15 protein-coding genes and 1 pseudogene are annotated in these 15,454 nt (G+C 61.8%); 8 read left to right on the forward strand and 8 right to left on the reverse strand.

Going from position 1 to position 15,454, the window contains the following annotated elements; all coding sequences use genetic code 11:
- The first annotated feature begins 65 nt into the window (after positions 1–65).
- Both earP and KVQ74_RS09410 read left to right on the forward strand, forming a co-directional pair.
- The gene (gene earP, locus KVQ74_RS09405) at positions 66–1,208 is read left to right on the forward strand and encodes an elongation factor P maturation arginine rhamnosyltransferase EarP (RefSeq protein WP_217830788.1); all 1,143 of its coding nucleotides are present in this window, start codon (positions 66–68) and stop codon (positions 1,206–1,208) included.
- 48 nt (positions 1,209–1,256) lie between these two features.
- Positions 1,257–1,826 carry an elongation factor P gene (locus KVQ74_RS09410; RefSeq protein ID WP_123466546.1) on the forward strand — a complete coding sequence of 190 codons (570 nt, stop codon included), beginning with the start codon at positions 1,257–1,259 and terminating at the stop codon, positions 1,824–1,826.
- Positions 1,827–1,910: 84 nt separating this feature from the next.
- On the opposite strand, the gene KVQ74_RS09415 is transcribed toward KVQ74_RS09410, so the two are convergent.
- The 4 genes from KVQ74_RS09415 to KVQ74_RS09430 all read right to left on the reverse strand — a co-directional run bounded on the left by KVQ74_RS09415 (position 1,911) and on the right by KVQ74_RS09430 (position 5,145).
- Positions 1,911–2,924 carry an alpha/beta hydrolase gene (locus KVQ74_RS09415; protein WP_217830789.1) on the reverse strand — a complete coding sequence of 338 codons (1,014 nt, stop codon included), beginning with the start codon at positions 2,922–2,924 and terminating at the stop codon, positions 1,911–1,913.
- A 34-nt stretch (positions 2,925–2,958) separates the two neighbouring features.
- Complete coding sequence (locus KVQ74_RS09420) at positions 2,959–3,378, reverse strand: organic hydroperoxide resistance protein (protein ID WP_217830790.1); 420 nt, start codon at positions 3,376–3,378, stop codon at positions 2,959–2,961.
- A 262-nt stretch (positions 3,379–3,640) separates the two neighbouring features.
- Positions 3,641–4,105, reverse strand: coding sequence for a MarR family winged helix-turn-helix transcriptional regulator (locus KVQ74_RS09425; protein ID WP_217830791.1), 465 nt, complete (start codon positions 4,103–4,105; stop codon positions 3,641–3,643).
- 83 nt (positions 4,106–4,188) lie between these two features.
- Entirely contained in the window at positions 4,189–5,145 is a 957-nt protein-coding gene (locus tag KVQ74_RS09430; protein ID WP_217830792.1) for a LysR family transcriptional regulator, read from the reverse strand.
- 111 nt (positions 5,146–5,256) lie between these two features.
- Between KVQ74_RS09430 and KVQ74_RS09435 the strand changes: the two genes are divergently transcribed.
- Positions 5,257–6,006, forward strand: coding sequence for a sulfite exporter TauE/SafE family protein (locus KVQ74_RS09435; protein ID WP_217830793.1), 750 nt, complete (start codon positions 5,257–5,259; stop codon positions 6,004–6,006).
- Here KVQ74_RS09435 and KVQ74_RS09440 read toward each other — a convergent pair.
- Entirely contained in the window at positions 5,996–6,850 is an 855-nt protein-coding gene (locus KVQ74_RS09440) for a LysR substrate-binding domain-containing protein (RefSeq protein WP_217830887.1), read from the reverse strand. The genes KVQ74_RS09435 and KVQ74_RS09440 overlap by 11 nt on opposite strands.
- A 96-nt stretch (positions 6,851–6,946) precedes the next feature.
- Between KVQ74_RS09440 and KVQ74_RS09445 the strand changes: the two genes are divergently transcribed.
- Positions 6,947–7,162, forward strand: coding sequence for a DUF1127 domain-containing protein (locus tag KVQ74_RS09445; protein WP_217830794.1), 216 nt, complete (start codon positions 6,947–6,949; stop codon positions 7,160–7,162).
- Positions 7,163–7,226: 64 nt separating this feature from the next.
- A complete protein-coding gene (locus KVQ74_RS09450; RefSeq protein WP_217830795.1) occupies positions 7,227–8,453 on the forward strand; it encodes a winged helix-turn-helix domain-containing protein in 1,227 nt (408 codons plus the stop codon).
- A gap of 90 nt (positions 8,454–8,543) precedes the next feature.
- Here the strand turns inward: KVQ74_RS09450 and KVQ74_RS09455 are convergent, their stop codons facing one another.
- Positions 8,544–9,890, reverse strand: coding sequence for a class II 3-deoxy-7-phosphoheptulonate synthase (locus tag KVQ74_RS09455; protein ID WP_217830796.1), 1,347 nt, complete (start codon positions 9,888–9,890; stop codon positions 8,544–8,546).
- A 150-nt stretch (positions 9,891–10,040) separates the two neighbouring features.
- Here KVQ74_RS09455 and KVQ74_RS09460 point away from each other — a divergent pair, with 150 nt between their 5' ends.
- On the forward strand, positions 10,041–10,796 hold the full coding sequence (locus KVQ74_RS09460; RefSeq protein WP_217830797.1) for a spermidine synthase: 756 nt from the start codon (positions 10,041–10,043) through the stop codon (positions 10,794–10,796).
- 50 nt (positions 10,797–10,846) lie between these two features.
- Here KVQ74_RS09460 and KVQ74_RS09465 read toward each other — a convergent pair whose 3' ends face one another.
- On the reverse strand, positions 10,847–11,638 hold the full coding sequence (locus KVQ74_RS09465; RefSeq protein WP_217830798.1) for a crotonase/enoyl-CoA hydratase family protein: 792 nt from the start codon (positions 11,636–11,638) through the stop codon (positions 10,847–10,849).
- 388 nt (positions 11,639–12,026) lie between these two features.
- Here KVQ74_RS09465 and KVQ74_RS09470 point away from each other — a divergent pair.
- A pseudogene (locus KVQ74_RS09470) lies at positions 12,027–13,731 on the forward strand (DEAD/DEAH box helicase).
- A 76-nt stretch (positions 13,732–13,807) separates the two neighbouring features.
- On the opposite strand, the gene KVQ74_RS09475 reads toward KVQ74_RS09470, so the two are convergent.
- Positions 13,808–14,575 carry a DODA-type extradiol aromatic ring-opening family dioxygenase gene (locus KVQ74_RS09475; protein WP_217830800.1) on the reverse strand — a complete coding sequence of 256 codons (768 nt, stop codon included), beginning with the start codon at positions 14,573–14,575 and terminating at the stop codon, positions 13,808–13,810.
- Positions 14,576–14,679: 104 nt separating this feature from the next.
- Between KVQ74_RS09475 and KVQ74_RS09480 the strand changes: the two genes are divergently transcribed.
- Complete coding sequence (locus KVQ74_RS09480; protein ID WP_217830801.1) at positions 14,680–15,336, forward strand: thiopurine S-methyltransferase; 657 nt, start codon at positions 14,680–14,682, stop codon at positions 15,334–15,336.
- Positions 15,337–15,454 lie beyond the last annotated feature (118 nt).

Consider the following 15,454-nt stretch of genomic DNA (forward strand, 5'->3'; position numbering starts at 1 on the left):
CGTCGGCTCTTCTGTACGCAGAGATTTATGCGGACAATCGACGCTTTTGTCACCGGGAGTCTTGAATGCCGCCACTGAAAACCCGCTGGGACATTTTTTGCACCGTGGTCGACAACTATGGCGACATCGGTGTGACCTGGCGCCTGGCCCGGCAACTGGTGGCCGAACACGGTTTGGCGGTGCGGCTGTGGGTCGACGACCTGCGTGCGTTCGAGCGGATCTGCCCGGCGATCGACGTTGAGCTGGAGCAGCAACGTCAGGAAGGCGTCGAGGTGCGACATTGGTCCGCCGAGTGGTCGCCGACCGAAGCCGCCGATGTGGTGATCGCCGCATTCGCCTGTCAGTTGCCGGGCGCCTACATGGACGCCATGGCCGAGCGGGAAAAACCGCCGTTATGGATGAATCTCGACTATCTCAGCGCCGAAGACTGGGTGGTCGGTTGCCATGGCCTGCCGTCGGTGAAATACAAAACCGTGCAGAAGTTCTTTTTCTTCCCGGGGTTTCAGCCCGGTACGGGTGGACTGTTGCGTGAAAGCGGTTTGCTTGAGCGTCGTGAGCAATTTCAGCGGGATCCCGATGCGCAGCGAAAATTCCTGCACGATCTGGGCATTGAGCCGACGCCCGGCGCGCAACTGATTTCACTGTTCGCCTACGAGAACGCCGGGTTGGCCAGCTGGCTGGATGTGCTCGCCGCCGACGCGACGCCGACTCACCTGCTGGTGCCGGAAGGGCGGATTCTGGGCGACGTCGCGCGTTGGCTCGGGGTCGAGTCCCTGACGACCGGCGCGCTGCATGTGCGCCAGTCGCTGACCGTGCAAGTGTTGCCGTTCGTCCGACAGGATCAATATGACCAGCTGCTCTGGTGCTGCGATTTCAACGCCGTGCGTGGCGAGGATTCGTTCGTTCGGGCGCAATGGGCGGGGCGGCCGATGCTCTGGCACATCTATCAGCAGGACGAAGACATTCACCTGGACAAGCTCGACGCGTTCCTCGCGCTCTACACAAAAGCGCTTTCACCGGCCGCCGCCGAGGCGATGAACGGTCTCTGGCGGGCCTGGAGCGCCGGACAACCTATCGGCGCGCTCTGGCTCGCGGCCCGTGAACATTGGCCGGAACTGCAAAAAAACGCTGAACAATGGTGTCTGGAACAGGCCTTGCAAGCTGATCTTGCCAAGGCGCTGGTACAGTTTTACCGAAATTGGCTATGATACGCGGCCTAGATTTTTGTACATCCCATCCAAATTCGGATATTCGCAATGAAAACTGGTAAAGAACTCAAACCCGGTACCGTGATCCGTATCGACAACGATCCTTGGCTGGTTCAGAAAGCTGAATTCACCAAGTCGGGCCGTAACAGCGCGATCATGAAGACCAAGCTGAAAAACCTGCTGACCGGTTACAAGACCGAAACCGTTTACGGTGCGGACGACAAACTGGACGACGTGATCCTGGATCGTAAAGAAGCCACCCTGTCTTTCATCAGCGGTGACTCCTACACGTTCATGGACACCACCGACTACACCATGTACGAGCTGAACGCTGAAGACATCGAAGCCGTTCTGCCATTCGTGGAAGAAGGCATGACCGACGTTTGCGAAGCCGTGTTCTTCGAAGAGCGTCTGGTTTCCGTAGAACTGCCGACCACCATCGTGCGTCAGGTTGACTACACCGAAGGTTCCGCTCGCGGTGACACTTCCGGCAAGGTGATGAAGCCTGCCAAACTGAAGAACGGTACCGAGCTGTCGGTGGCTGACTTCATCGAAATCGGCGACATGATCGAGATCGATACCCGCGAAGGCGGTTCCTACAAAGGCCGTGCCAAATAAGCACTGCTTTTTGCGGAAAGAAAAAGCCCGACCATTGAGTCGGGCTTTTTTATGCCTGAAAGAATTGCGGCGCGCTTTTGACCCTTACTTCTTCAGGTGTTGCTTGAGCTCTTCCGACGCCTGCAACATCGCCGACCGCACCGCCGGCACCTGGCTGACCACGTTGAGCAAACCGTAGTCGTGGATCATGCCGTTGTAGCGCACCGCCGTGACCGGCACACCGGCCTCGTCGAGTTTGCGGGCGTAGGCTTCGCCTTCGTCACGCAGCACGTCGGCACTGGCGGTTTGTACCAGCGCTGGCGGCAAGCCTTGCAACTGCGCGGTGGTGGCCCGCAGCGGCGAGGCGTAGATCTCGTTACGCTGCCCGGCATCGGTGGTGTAGCTGTCCCAGAACCACTTCATCATGTTGCGGGTGAGGAAGTGCCCCTCGGCGTACTGGTTGTAGGAACCGGTATCGAAGTTCGCATCGGTCACCGGCCACAGCAGCACCTGGAAGCGGATGGCCGGGGTGCCTTTGTCTTTCGCCATCAGGGCAACCACTGCCGCCATGTTGCCGCCGACGCTGTTGCCGGCCACGGCCAGGCGTTTGCCATCGACGTTGATCTCTTTACCGTGTTCCGCCACCCAGCGAGTCGCGGCGTAGGCCTGGTTGATCGCCACCGGGTAATGCGCTTCCGGTGACGGCGTGTAGTTGACGAACACGGCCGCCGCGCCGGAACCGACCACCAGATCCCGCACCAGTCGTTCGTGGGTCGGGAAATCCCCCAGCACCCAGCCACCGCCGTGGAAGAACATGAACACCGGCAGCTCACCCTTGACTCCGGCCGGCCGGACGATGGTCAGGCTCAACGGTTGGCCATCGACCTGGATGGTCTTCTCGCTGACGTCCGCCTTGGGCAGTGTCAGTTTGACTCCGGACTGCGCACCCGCCAGCACGGCGCGGGCGTCTTTGGGTGTCAGTTGCTCCAGCGGTTTTCCGGTGCCGGCGTTCAAGGCATCGAGGAACGCCTGGGTGTTGTGTTCAACGTCACCGGCAAATGCGCTGTGAACGGACAGGGCGAGAAGAGTACCGGTCAAGACTTTGCTGAAAGTGTTCATGTTCATTTCCTGTTCGGGCCTGGGGCGTCAGTGGTCAGACGGTAACGTGCAGACGTACATCGACGTTGCCACGGGTGGCGTTGGAGTACGGGCAGACCTGGTGGGCTGCGTCGACCAGGCTTTGCGCGTCGGCTTGTTCCAGGCCTGGCAGGCTGATGTGCAGGTCGATGTCCAGACCGAAACCGCCAGGGATCTGGCCGATGCCGACGTGAGCGGTGATCGAGGCGTTGTCCGGGATTTTGCGTTTGGTCTGGCTGGCGACGAATTTCAGTGCGCCGATGAAGCAGGCCGAGTAGCCGGCGGCGAACAGTTGCTCAGGGTTGGTGGCCGCGCCGCCTGCGCCGCCGAGTTCTTTCGGGGTCGCCAGTTTGACGTCGAGGATGTTGTCGCTGGAGATCGCACGACCGTCACGGCCGCCGGTGGAGGTTGCGATTGCGGTGTAGAGAGTTTGCATGGTGTGAGCCTCATCGAGTGTGATTATTGCGCTAATTGTTTGCGCGTTAACTAAGTACGAGGTGAATGTATCGCTCTAATATTTAGTGCGCAAGATAAATTTTCAAAAAAATCCGATTCAGGGCTGGAGGAGGGGTGCCGGACGGGTCGGAAGTTTTGATCTAAAAAGGTTTTCGGGGAGAAACGGGGGGGCGAAAAAATTCGCAGGGGAGCGCGGGAGCGAGGGCTTTGTGGGAGCAGGCTTGCTCCCACAGGTGCAGGTCTTAGATCAGGCTGTCCTGCAAATGGCTGCGCAGGGCCTGCAACTCGGCTTGCAGATTCTGCAGACGCTCGAGGCTGAAGCCGCTGGCGCCGAGGATGCATTGCGGGATGGTTTCGGCTTTCTGGCGAAGGGCGCGTCCCTGTTCGGTCAGTTCGACAATCACCACGCGCTCATCTTCGCGGCTGCGGGTGCGGCTGAGCACACCTTCCGCTTCCAGACGCTTGAGCAGCGGCGTCAGTGAACCCGGATCCGTCAGCAGGCGCGTGCTGATTTCTCCGACGGTCAAACCATCCTTCTCCCACAGCACCATCATCGCCAGGTATTGCGGGTACGTCAGGCCCAGCGCTTGCAGCAGCGGCTTGTAGACCTTGGTCATCATCAGCGAGGTGGAGTGCAGGGCGAAGCAGGCCTGGTTGTCGAGCAGCAGGTCTTCGCAGAGGTCGGGGGTGTTGCGGTCGGTGGTCATGTCAGTGCCTTGAACGGTGATGCTGATGAATCTAGCGCTCGAATCTTTAATGCGCCAGACAATTGTGGCCCACGTCGAGTCGGCTAGTGCCGGCCCAGATCCCGTTGTAGCGCCAGATCCCAGGGCGGCACCGGGCTGAAACGGGTCTTGAGGTATTCCAGCAGCAGGCGGCTGCGCGAGCTGGCCTGTTGTTCCAGGCGCAGGGCATAGATGCCGGTGGTTTCCGGTTTCGGCAGACCGTTGTCACAGAACAGCGGCAGCAATTCCCCGCGCAGCAGGTACTCGCTCGCCAGCCAGGTCGGCAGGTGGGCGATCCCCAACCCGGCCAGTGCGCCGAACACCAGGGCCTCGGCGTTGTTGGCGCTCATGCGGATCCGCGCCGGACGGTGCAACTGCATCTGCCCGTCCTGCTCGAAACGCCAGGCGAAGGGCGGGGCCAGGCCCTCCCAGTCGAGGCCGTCATGTTCACCGAGTTGCGCAGGATCGCTGGGAGCGCCGCGCCGCTTGAGATAGTCGGGGCTGGCGCAGGCAATTCGCACCATGCTCGCCAATGGCGTGGCGACCAGCCGGGTATCCGCCAGTTGCCCGGCACGCAGGACCAGATCGACCTTGCCCAGGTTCGAGCCGCCCATGTCGACGAAGCTGTCGATCAGATGCAACTGCACATCCAGGCCTGGATACAGCACCAGAAAGTCAGCAATCACCGGTGCCAGGTGTCGCCGACCGAACGCGGCAGGGGCGTCGACCCGGATCAAGCCTTCCGGCGCACTGCTCAGGGACACCGCTTCGGCGCGGGCCAGACGAAGCTCGGCGACGATCCGCCGCGCCCGTTCGGCGAAGGCCAGGCCGGCCGGGGTGGCACGCACGGCGTGGGTGCTACGGATGAACAACTGGCTGCCGACGGCGTTCTCAAGACTGTCGATCCGTCGAGCCACGGCCGACGGCGTCAGTGGATGGCGCCGCGACGCCGCCGAAAAGCTGCCGCTTTCCAGCACGTCGAGGAACAGGCCCAGTTGGTCGGTCAATTGGTTCGGATTCATGGATCAATCAACGCTTATGCGAATTTGGCAAAGCCATTGTGCGTTGCTGTGCGTTTCCGTGCCAGCGTCGACTGCGTAGGATGAATCGCCTGACGTAAGAGGAATTCGCTAGTGATGGAGTTTTTGCTGTACCTGTTGTTCGGCGCCGCCCTGGGCACACTCGGCGGAATATTCGGCATCGGTGGCGGTTTGATCGCCATTCCGCTGCTGGGCGTGTGGTTCGGGCTGGACCAGCAGATCGCCCAAGGCACGGCGCTGGTGATGGTGGTGCCCAACGTGATGCTGGCGCTGTGGCGCTATCACCAGCGCAATCGCATTGAGTTGCGTCATGCGCTGCCGCTGGCGGTCATGGGGTTCTGCTTTGCCTGGATCGGTTCGATCTGGGCGGTGGGCATCGACGCGCAAACCATGCGCATCGGCTTTGTCGCCTTTCTCGTGGCGCTGTCGGCCTACAACCTGCTGCGCATGTTCGGCGCGCGGCCGGCGGCGACGTCCGAGATGCGTTATTCGTGGCCGTGGCTGGGTGTGCTCGGCGCGGCGTCCGGAACCATGGGCGGATTGTTCGGCGTGGGCGGGGCGGTGGTGGCAACGCCGGTGCTGACCAGCCTGTTCGGTACTACCCAGGTGGTTGCCCAGGGCTTGTCGCTGGCGCTGGCACTGCCGAGCACCGGTGTCACCCTGGTGACTTACGCGGTGCATCATGAAGTGGACTGGATGATCGGCTTGCCGCTGGCCATCGGCGGCCTGGCGAGCATCAGTTGGGGCGTGAAAGTCGCCCACGCGATGCCGGAAAAACTCCTGCGCGGGCTGTTCTGCGGCTTTCTGGTGCTGTGTGCGGTGATGCTCGCCTTTAAAGTTTGAAGCCTTCGACGATGTGCTCGGCCAGGCATTCGGTGATCGGCGACGGATTGTTCAGGTTGCGGATCAGCATGATGCTGGCCTCCGGCAACAGCGGCAGATCCTCGTTGGCGCCGAGAATGCGCATGTCCGGGGTGATCAGGCTTTCCAGTTGCGCGGTGATCGCCAGACCCGCGCTCACCACCGCCATCAGCGCCGACAGGCTGCTGCTGTTGTAGGCGATGCGGTATTCGCGGCCCATGGCGTCCAGCGCATTGCAGGCCCACAAGCGGCAGAAACAATCACTGTTGAACATCGCCAGCGGCAATGGCGTCTGCTCGTGGGCGCTGAAGTTCTGCGCCTCGGCCCAGACGAAGCGCTCCTTGCGCAGCAACTGTCCGATTTCGTTGCCTGGCTCGCGGGTGACGATCGACAAGTCCAGATCGGTGCGCTGCAAGAGCTGCCTGGTCGATTCGCAATGCACTTCGATCTGGATCAGCGGATAAAACTGGGCGAAGCGCGACAGGATCCCCGGCAGGAAGCGCATCACGTAATCGTCCGGCGTACCGATGCGCACGGTGCCGACCATGTGCGGCTCGCGCAGGGTGTTGAACACTTCGCTGTGCAACTTGAGGATGCGCCGGGCATAGCCCAGCAGTACCTGGCCTTCTGCGGTGAGGCGTACCTGACGCCCGTCCCGCTCAAACAACTGACGCTGCAACACGTCCTCTTCCAGACGCTTCATTTGCATGCTCACCGCCGATTGGGTGCGGTTGACCATTTCGCCGGCGCGGGTGAATCCGCCCTGGTCGGCAATCGCGACGAAGGTACGCAGGACATCGGTATCGATACTGGGGTAGGCCGACAAATCATCAATCTCCGAGATGCATGCCATCAGAAACATTCGTTGGATTGATCTTAGCGCTGGCGAGAGACTTGAGCCATCCACAAAGGAGGCAACACGATGAAAGGTCAAAGAGAGTATGTAAGCGACGAAAAAATTTCCGGCCATCTCGTTTCCGATCTGCTGCACAAGTTTAGCCGCTGGTACGAACTTCACCGCGAGCGCGAGTTGCTCTCCAGTCTGAGCGACGAAGCGTTGAAGGACATCGGCGTCAGCCGGGCCGATGTCGAACATGAAGTGGTGCGGCCGTTCTGGGACGATCCGATGCATAAATGATGAGGGCCGCGCTACACAAACCCACTTCAGGTGAGGTAGGTTGCGAGCAGACATGGAGGTACACATGCCCGCGACTTTGTCCTTTTCTCTCAAACAGGCTCGACGTCTGGCGCTGGCCGCCCAAGGGTTCAACGGGCGCCAGCCGTCGGTCGTCAAGGCACCTCATCTCAACCGGCTGATCGAACGGCTGGGCCTGCTGCAAATCGATTCCGTCAACGCCGTGGTGCGCTCGCACTACCTGCCGCTGTTTTCCCGCCTCGGTGCCTATTCCGCCGATTTGCTCGACCAGGCTGCCTGGAGTTCGGGACGGCGTCGCACGCTGTTTGAATACTGGGGGCACGAAGCGTCGTTGCTGCCACTGTCGATGTATCCGTTGATGGGCTGGCGCATGCAGCGCGCCAAGCGTGGCGAAGACATCTACCAGCAACTGGCGCGATTCGGGCGCGAGGAGCAAGCCACTATTCGTCGCGTGCTGGCGTCCGTCGAGGAGCAGGGGGCCTTGGGCGCCGGCAGTCTGTCGACCCGTCAGGAAAAGGCCGGGCCGTGGTGGGACTGGAGTGCGGAAAAGCACGCGTTGGAATGGCTGTTTGCGGCGGGCGAAGTGACCGTCGCCGGACGGCGTGGCTTCGAGCGTTTGTATGACTTGCCGGAGCGCGTGATTCCGTCCGCGATTCTGCAGCAGCCGCTGCCGGATGAAGCCGAGGCGCAACGCGGCTTGCTGCTGCACGCGGTTGAAGCGCTGGGCGTCGGCACGGAAAAAGACCTGCGCGATTACTTTCGGCTGAGCCCGGCGGACGCCCGGCCACGGCTGGCGGAGCTGGTCGAGGCCGGGCAATTGCAGGCTTGCGAGGTCGCCGGTTGGCGTCAGATCGCCTATTGCCTGCCTGAGCCAAAAGTCCCGCGCAAAGTCGAGGCCAGTGCCCTGTTGTCGCCGTTCGATTCGCTGATCTGGGAGCGCAGTCGCACCGAGCGGCTGTTCGATTTCCGCTATCGGCTGGAGATTTATACGCCGCAGCACAAGCGGGTTTACGGCTATTACGTGCTGCCGTTTCTGCACAACGAGCGGATTGCGGCGCGGGTCGACCTGCGCGCCGAACGGGCGTCGGGGCAACTGGCGGTGCATGCGGTACACGAAGAGGAAAGCGGGCTGGATGAGGCGGGGATGCTGGCGTTGGCGGGGAGTCTGCGGCGGATGGCGGACTGGCTGGGGCTGGAGCGGTTGCAGCTCAATTGTCAGCGGCAGAGTGCGGCCAGGTTGCGGGTGGCATTGGCGCGGATCGATGGAGACTGAGCGCCTTCGCAGGCCAGCCCGGCTCCCAAACGCTGTGGGAGCTGGGCCGGCCCGCGAAGAGGCCAGTCCAGGCACTAAAGATCGAAAAGCTCAGCGGCGAACTTGCTTCAGTGTTTCGGCAATCAAAAACGCCAGCTCCAGCGACTGATCGGCATTCATCCGTGGGTCGCAGTGGGTGTGGTAGCGATCCGACAAACCATCCTCGGTGATCGGCCGCGCGCCGCCGATGCATTCGGTGACGTTCTGCCCGGTCATTTCGATGTGGATGCCGCCGGCATAGCTGCCTTCCGCTTCATGGACCTGGAAGAACTGCTTCACCTCGCCGAGGATCTGCGCGAAATCCCGGGTCTTGTAGCCGCTGCTGGCCTTGATGGTGTTGCCGTGCATCGGGTCGGAACTCCACAGCACCTGCTTGCCTTCACGCTGCACCGCGCGGATCAGCGCCGGCAGGTGATCGCCGACCTTGTTCGCGCCCATCCGTGCGATCAGGTTCAGGCGACCCGGATCGTTGTCCGGGTTGAGCACGTCGATCAGGCGAATCAGGTCATCCGGGTTCATGCTCGGGCCGACCTTGACTCCGATCGGGTTGTTCACCCCGCGCAGGAACTCGACATGGGCACCGTCGAGCTGACGGGTGCGGTCGCCGATCCACAGCATGTGCGCCGAGCAATCGTAGTAATCGTTGGTCAGGCTGTCGCGGCGCACGAAGGCTTCTTCGTAATTCAGCAGCAACGCTTCGTGGGCGGTGAAGAAACTGGTTTCGCGCAGTTGCGGCGAAGTGTCCATGCCGCAGGCGCGCATGAAGGCCAGGGTTTCATCGATGCGGTCGGCCAGGTGGCTGTATTTTTCGGCCAGGGCCGAGTTGGCGATGAAATCCAGGTTCCACTTGTGGACCTGATGCAGGTCGGCAAAGCCGCCCTGGGCGAAGGCGCGCAACAAGTTGAGGGTGGCGGTGGACTGGTGATAGGACTGCAGCAGGCGTTCCGGGTCCGGCACACGACTGACCGCGTCGAAACCGATACCGTTGACGATGTCGCCACGGTAGGCCGGCAGGGTCACGCCGTCGATGGTTTCATCGTTGGCCGAACGCGGCTTGGCGAACTGCCCGGCCATGCGCCCGACCTTGACCACCGGGCAACCGGCGGCAAAGGTCATGACGATTGCCATTTGCAGCAGTACCTTGAAGGTGTCGCGGATCTTCGCGGCGGAGAACTCGGCGAAACTCTCGGCGCAGTCGCCACCCTGCAACAGGAACGCCCGGCCCTGGGTCACTTCAGCGAACTGACGACGCAATTCCCGGGCCTCGCCGGCAAACACCAGCGGCGGATAACTGGCCAGGGTCTGCTCGACCTGGCGCAGATGCGCGGCGTCGGGGTATCGGGGTTGTTGCTGGATCGGCAGGGCGCGCCAGCTGTCAGGGCTCCAGGGTCGGCTCATCATGGTCTCTAAGGTTCTACGCACGGACGGCCATGGTAGCAGCAATTAGTGCGTGACCTGCTCCCGCTCCTTCGCCGACAATCGCCGCTTTGCCACGGCACCGCTGCGGTGCCATCGCGTCACCGCGCCCGGTGACCACCAGGAGATGAAATGACTGAGGAGCGCGTCGAGCTTTTGCTCGCCGAGGTAAAGGACGAGTTCGGCGTGATCCGCGTGCTGGAAGTGGCCGATTACCGCTTTCTGGAGTTCGGCGATGCCATCGAGCAGAGCTGCGTGTTCACCGCCGATCCCAGCTGGCTGGAGTACGACTATACCCGGGCGATGCTGATTGGCGCGTTGTGCCATGAACAGCCGGAAAGCGCGCTGTTTCTCGGGCTGGGCGCCGGTACGCTGACCCAGGCCTGCCTCAAGTTCCTGCCGCTGGAAGACGTCGAAGCCATCGAGTTGCGCCCGGACGTCCCGCGCCTGGCCATCGAATACCTCGGGCTGGATGACGATCCGCGGCTGTATATCCGCGTCGGTGATGCGCTCGAACTGCTGCCGACGGCGGAACCCGCGGATCTGATCTTCGTCGACCTGTACACCGACGTCGGCCCCGGCGCCGGGCACCTTGCATGGAATTTCCTCGGCGATTGTCAGAAACGTCTGAATCCCGGCGGCTGGCTGGTGATCAACCAATGGGCCACCGACGATGGCAAACCCTTGGGCGCGGCACTGTTGCGCGGGCTCTTTCACCGGCATTACTGGGAGCTGCCGGTGAAGGAGGGCAATGTGATTCTGATCGTGCCGGCGGATCTGGATCAGCAACTGGACATGCAGGCGCTGACGGCCCGGGCCGAAGCGCTGGCGCCGAGGCTGGGGTATTCGTTGCAGACATTGATCAACGCGATTCGTCCGGCGACCTGAGTCGTCAGTGATGGCTTGCCCGCGAGGGCGGCCTCAAAACCTCCCCGCATTCAGATCCCTTTGAATACTCCGGGACGCCGCTCGACCAGCGAGCGAACACCCTCGCGCGCATCCTCGCTGGCCAGCAGCCGCTTCACCAGCGGCGGCAATCCCTGCGCTGCTGCGGTCTCGCCCTCGTAACGCGCCTGTCGCGCCGACATCAGCGTCGCCTGCACTCCCAGCGGCGCCTGCCGGGCAATCCGTTCAGCCAGCTCAATGGCTCGCGGTAGCAGATCCTCGCTGGCCATGACTTCCTGCACCAGTCCCAGGCGCAATGCATCATGAGCATCGAATTCATCACCGGTCAGCAGCCAGCGCATGGCATTGCCCCAGCCAGCGATTTGATGAAAGCGCAACGTCGCGCCACCAAAAGGAAAGATCCCACGCTGGACTTCCATCTGGGCGAACCGGGTATTGCTGGCGCACAGGTTGATGTCGGCGGCGAGCATCAACTCGATGCCGATGGTCAGGCAGTAACCCTGGGCCGCGACGATCACCGGTTTGCTGACCCGTGGCCCGACGAAAACACCCCACGGATCGCAGCCACCGGGCGGCACCTGCCAGCCTTCGGCGAGGGCGGCACTGGTGTTGACCAGGTCAAGCCCGGCGGTAAAGTGCTCACCATGCCCGAACACCACCGCGACCCGCGCCTCGCTGTCCGCCTCGAACTCGCCATAGGCCAGGCTCAGGTCGTTGAGCAGTTCGAGGTCGAAGGCATTGCGCTTGGCCGCTCGATCCAGACCGAGCAAGTGGACGTGACCACGGCGCTCACGGCTGACACGGCCGGGGCAGGGCTGATTCATGGGGATTTCCTCAGACGGGAAGGGTGGGTGCAGCGACCACATGCCGCACGTCGATGAATCGATTAAGCGCCATCGCCAACAGAGCCGGGCCTTTGAAAAGTAGACCTTGGCGGGATTATCCGCAAAACCCCGTTACATCACGGTGACAAGCGCACCGGAGCGATAAAAAAAGCTCCCTTTTCGGGCAAATTCCGGTATAGTGCGCGCCGGCCTTTAACCGGGTCGCGTTTAGGTAGCGCAATTCTCCGAAGTCAGCTTCGGCTGCACGTCCGCACTGCGGGCTCTTCCTTGACGATTCTTTTTCCATCCATTCGTTTTCGCAAATCCCCGCCGACAAAGCTGCCAGGGCGACTCTTGAGTCTCAACACGGCATGTGCAGCTTTGGAGCATGGGTCTTTGCGGATGCACTTAGAGGCAGACCCATGACCCAGGAAATCGGCGGCTTCGCCGCTCTTGAACTTCATCCCAATATTGTCGCTGCAGTAGTCGCTACCGGCTATGAAGAGCCTTCGGCCATTCAGCAGCAGTCGATCCCGATCATTCTCGCCGGTCACGATATGATTGGTCAGGCGCAAACCGGTACCGGTAAAACCGCTGCCTTTGCCCTGCCTATCCTGAACCGCATTGATCCGTCCAAGCGCGAGCCGCAAGCTCTGATCCTGGCCCCAACTCGTGAGTTGGCGCTGCAAGTTGCAACCGCTTTCGAAACCTACGCCAAGCAAATGCCGGGCGTGACTGTTGTGGCTGTCTACGGCGGCGCGCCGATGGGCCCACAATTGAAAGCAATCCGTAATGGCGCACAGATTGTTGTCGCCACTCCGGGCCGTCTGTGCGACCACCTGCGTCGCGACGAAAAAGTCCTCAACACCGTGAACCACCTGGTTCTCGACGAAGCGGACGAAATGCTCAAGCTGGGCTTCATGGACGACCTCGAAGTGATCTTCAAGGCTCTGCCGGAAACCCGCCAGACCGTACTGTTCTCGGCGACCTTGCCGCAGTCGATCCGCGCGATCGCCGAGCGTCACCTCAAGGATCCGAAACACGTCAAGATCCAGAGCAAGACCCAGACCGTTACCGCGATCGAACAAGCTCACCTGATGGTCCACGCCGACCAGAAGACTTCGGCCGTTCTCAGCTTGCTGGAAGTGGAAGATTTCGACGCTCTGATCATGTTCGTGCGCACCAAGCAAGCGACCCTGGACCTGGCCAGCGCCCTCGACGCCAAAGGCTACAAGGCCGCTGCGCTGAACGGTGACATTGCCCAGAACCAGCGTGAACGCGTGATCGACTCGCTCAAGGATGGCCGTCTGGACATCGTTGTCGCGACCGACGTTGCCGCCCGTGGTCTGGACGTGCCGCGCATCACCCACGTATTCAACGTGGACATGCCGTACGATCCGGAATCCTACGTACACCGTATCGGCCGTACCGGCCGTGCCGGTCGCGAAGGCCGCGCGCTGCTGCTGGTGACTCCGCGTGAGCGCCGCATGCTGCAAGTGATCGAGCGTGTGACCGGTCAGAAAGTTGCCGAAGTGCGTCTGCCGGACGCCCAGGCTGTTCTCGATGCGCGCATCAAGAAACTGACCAACAGCTTGTCGCCGCTGGTGGCTGATGCCGAAGCGACTCATGGCGATCTGCTGGATCGTCTGACCGCTGACATCGGTTGCACCCCGCGTGCCCTGGCTGCCGCTCTGCTGCGCAAGGCTACCAATGGTCAGGCGCTGAACCTGGCAGCGATCGAGAAGGAGCGTCCACTGGTGCCGAACAGCGCACCGCGTGGCGACCGTCCTGATCGTGGCGAGCGTCCGGATCGCGGTGACCGCGAGCGTCGCGCGCCAATGCCTCTGGGCGAAGGTCGTGCCCGTTGCCGTACCGCGCTGGGCGCGCGTGACGGTATCGCCGCCAAGAACCTGCTGGGCGCCATCCTCAACGAAGGTGGTCTGGCTCGCGAAGCGATCGGTCGTATCCAGGTACGTGACAGCTTCAGCCTCGTCGAGCTGCCGGAAGATGGTCTGGACAAACTCCTGACCAAGCTGAAGGACACTCGCGTTGCCGGCAAGCAGCTCAAGCTGCGTCGCTACCGCGAAGATTGATCCGCCTCTGGGCTGATTGAGCGAACATAAAAAATCCCCGACTGGTTCGGGGATTTTTTATGCCTGCAAGAAAGCCTCAGCCGAAGCGATAAATATCCATGCCCAGGGCGCCCATCGTGAATCCCTGGTGTGCCACGCTGAACTTGCCCCCGGCACCCCGGGCGAAGTACAACGGCAACAGATGCTCATCGCTCGGATGGCTGCGCACGGCGTTCGGCGCCTGCTGGCGATAGTCGTGCAGCGCGGCTTCATCGTCGGCTTTCAGCTTGTCGATCATCCAGTCACGGAAATCCCGCGCCCAGGGCTCGACGCTTTCCGGGCCGGCGTGCCAGTCCAGTTCACGCAGGTTGTGGGTGATGCTGCCGGAGCCGATCAGCAGAACACCCTGCTCGCGTAACCCGGCCAGCGCAGCACCGACGCGGGTCTGCAAGGCCGGTCCGCCCCTGCTGGGCAGGGAAACCTGCACCACCGGGATATCGGCCTGTGGATACATCAGTGTCAGCGGTACCCAGACGCCGTGGTCGAACGGACGCTGGGGGTCGAGGCGGGCGGGCAACTGGCTGGCGGTCAGCCGTTCGGCAACCTCTTGTGCCAGTTGCGGATTGCCGGGCGCTGGGTACTGCACTTCAAACAGGGCGCGAGGAAAACCGCCGAAGTCATGCCAGGTTTCCGGGTTCGGGTGGCTGCTGACCAGCAATTCGTGGCTTTCCCAGTGAGCGGAAACAATGACGATGGCTTTGGGGCTTGGCAGTTCGGCGGCCAGTCGCGCCAAGGCCGGGCCGCTGGCGCCGGGCTCCAGTGCCAGCATGGGCGAGCCGTGGGAGATAAACAGGCTGGGAAACATGGAAGGGTTCCTGAGCGTTAAGATGGCGCCATCTTCAGTCAGATCATTGATCTAAATCTAATATAAGTTTTAACGCCTTTTAATCGAATTTTTGGGAGTGACCCATGCAGCCCGATTTTTGGTACAAGAAGTGGGAGTCGAACCAGATCGGCTTCCATCAGCCGCAGGTAAACCCGTATTTACAGCGGCATTGGCCGGATCTGTCAGTCGCGGAGCAAGCCCGCGTGCTGGTGCCGTTGTGCGGCAAGAGCCTCGATTTGCTGTGGCTGGCGGGGCGCGGTCATCAGGTGCTCGGCGTCGAGTTGTCGGAGAAGGCCGTCGAGGATTTTTTCAGCGAGCAGCAGTTGCCGGTGCAGGTCAGTGAGAAGGGCGCATTCAAGCGTTATCGCGCCGGCTCGATCGAATTGTGGTGCGGTGATTTCTTTGCCCTGACGGCGGATGACGTGGCGGACTGCGCCGCGTTGTACGACCGCGCGGCGCTGATTGCCTTGCCAGCACCGATGCGCGAGCGCTATGCGGCGCATCTGCAGGCCATTTTGCCAACAGGGTTGCAGGGTTTGCTGATTACTCTGGATTACGATCAGACGCAGATGTCCGGGCCACCGTTTGCGGTGGATGATGCCGAGGTGCAGCGCCTTCTCTGTGGTGCGTGGCAGGTGCAGATGCTGGAAGCGCAGGATGTGCTGGGGGAAAACGGCAAGTTCCTGCAGGCCGGCGCGACGCGGCTGGAGGAGCGGGCGTATCGGGTTTCCGGTCGCTGAGGTGCATTGGCTGTTCAGGCGTCTTCGCGAGCAGGCCCGCTCTCATAAGGGCAACACATTCCAATATGGGCTGGCCCGCGAAGGGTCGTGACAGGCACTCGCAAAAACACTGCAATAA

This window comes from Pseudomonas botevensis, from assembly GCF_019145475.1.
GTDB classification, from domain to species: Bacteria; Pseudomonadota; Gammaproteobacteria; order Pseudomonadales; family Pseudomonadaceae; genus Aquipseudomonas; species Aquipseudomonas botevensis.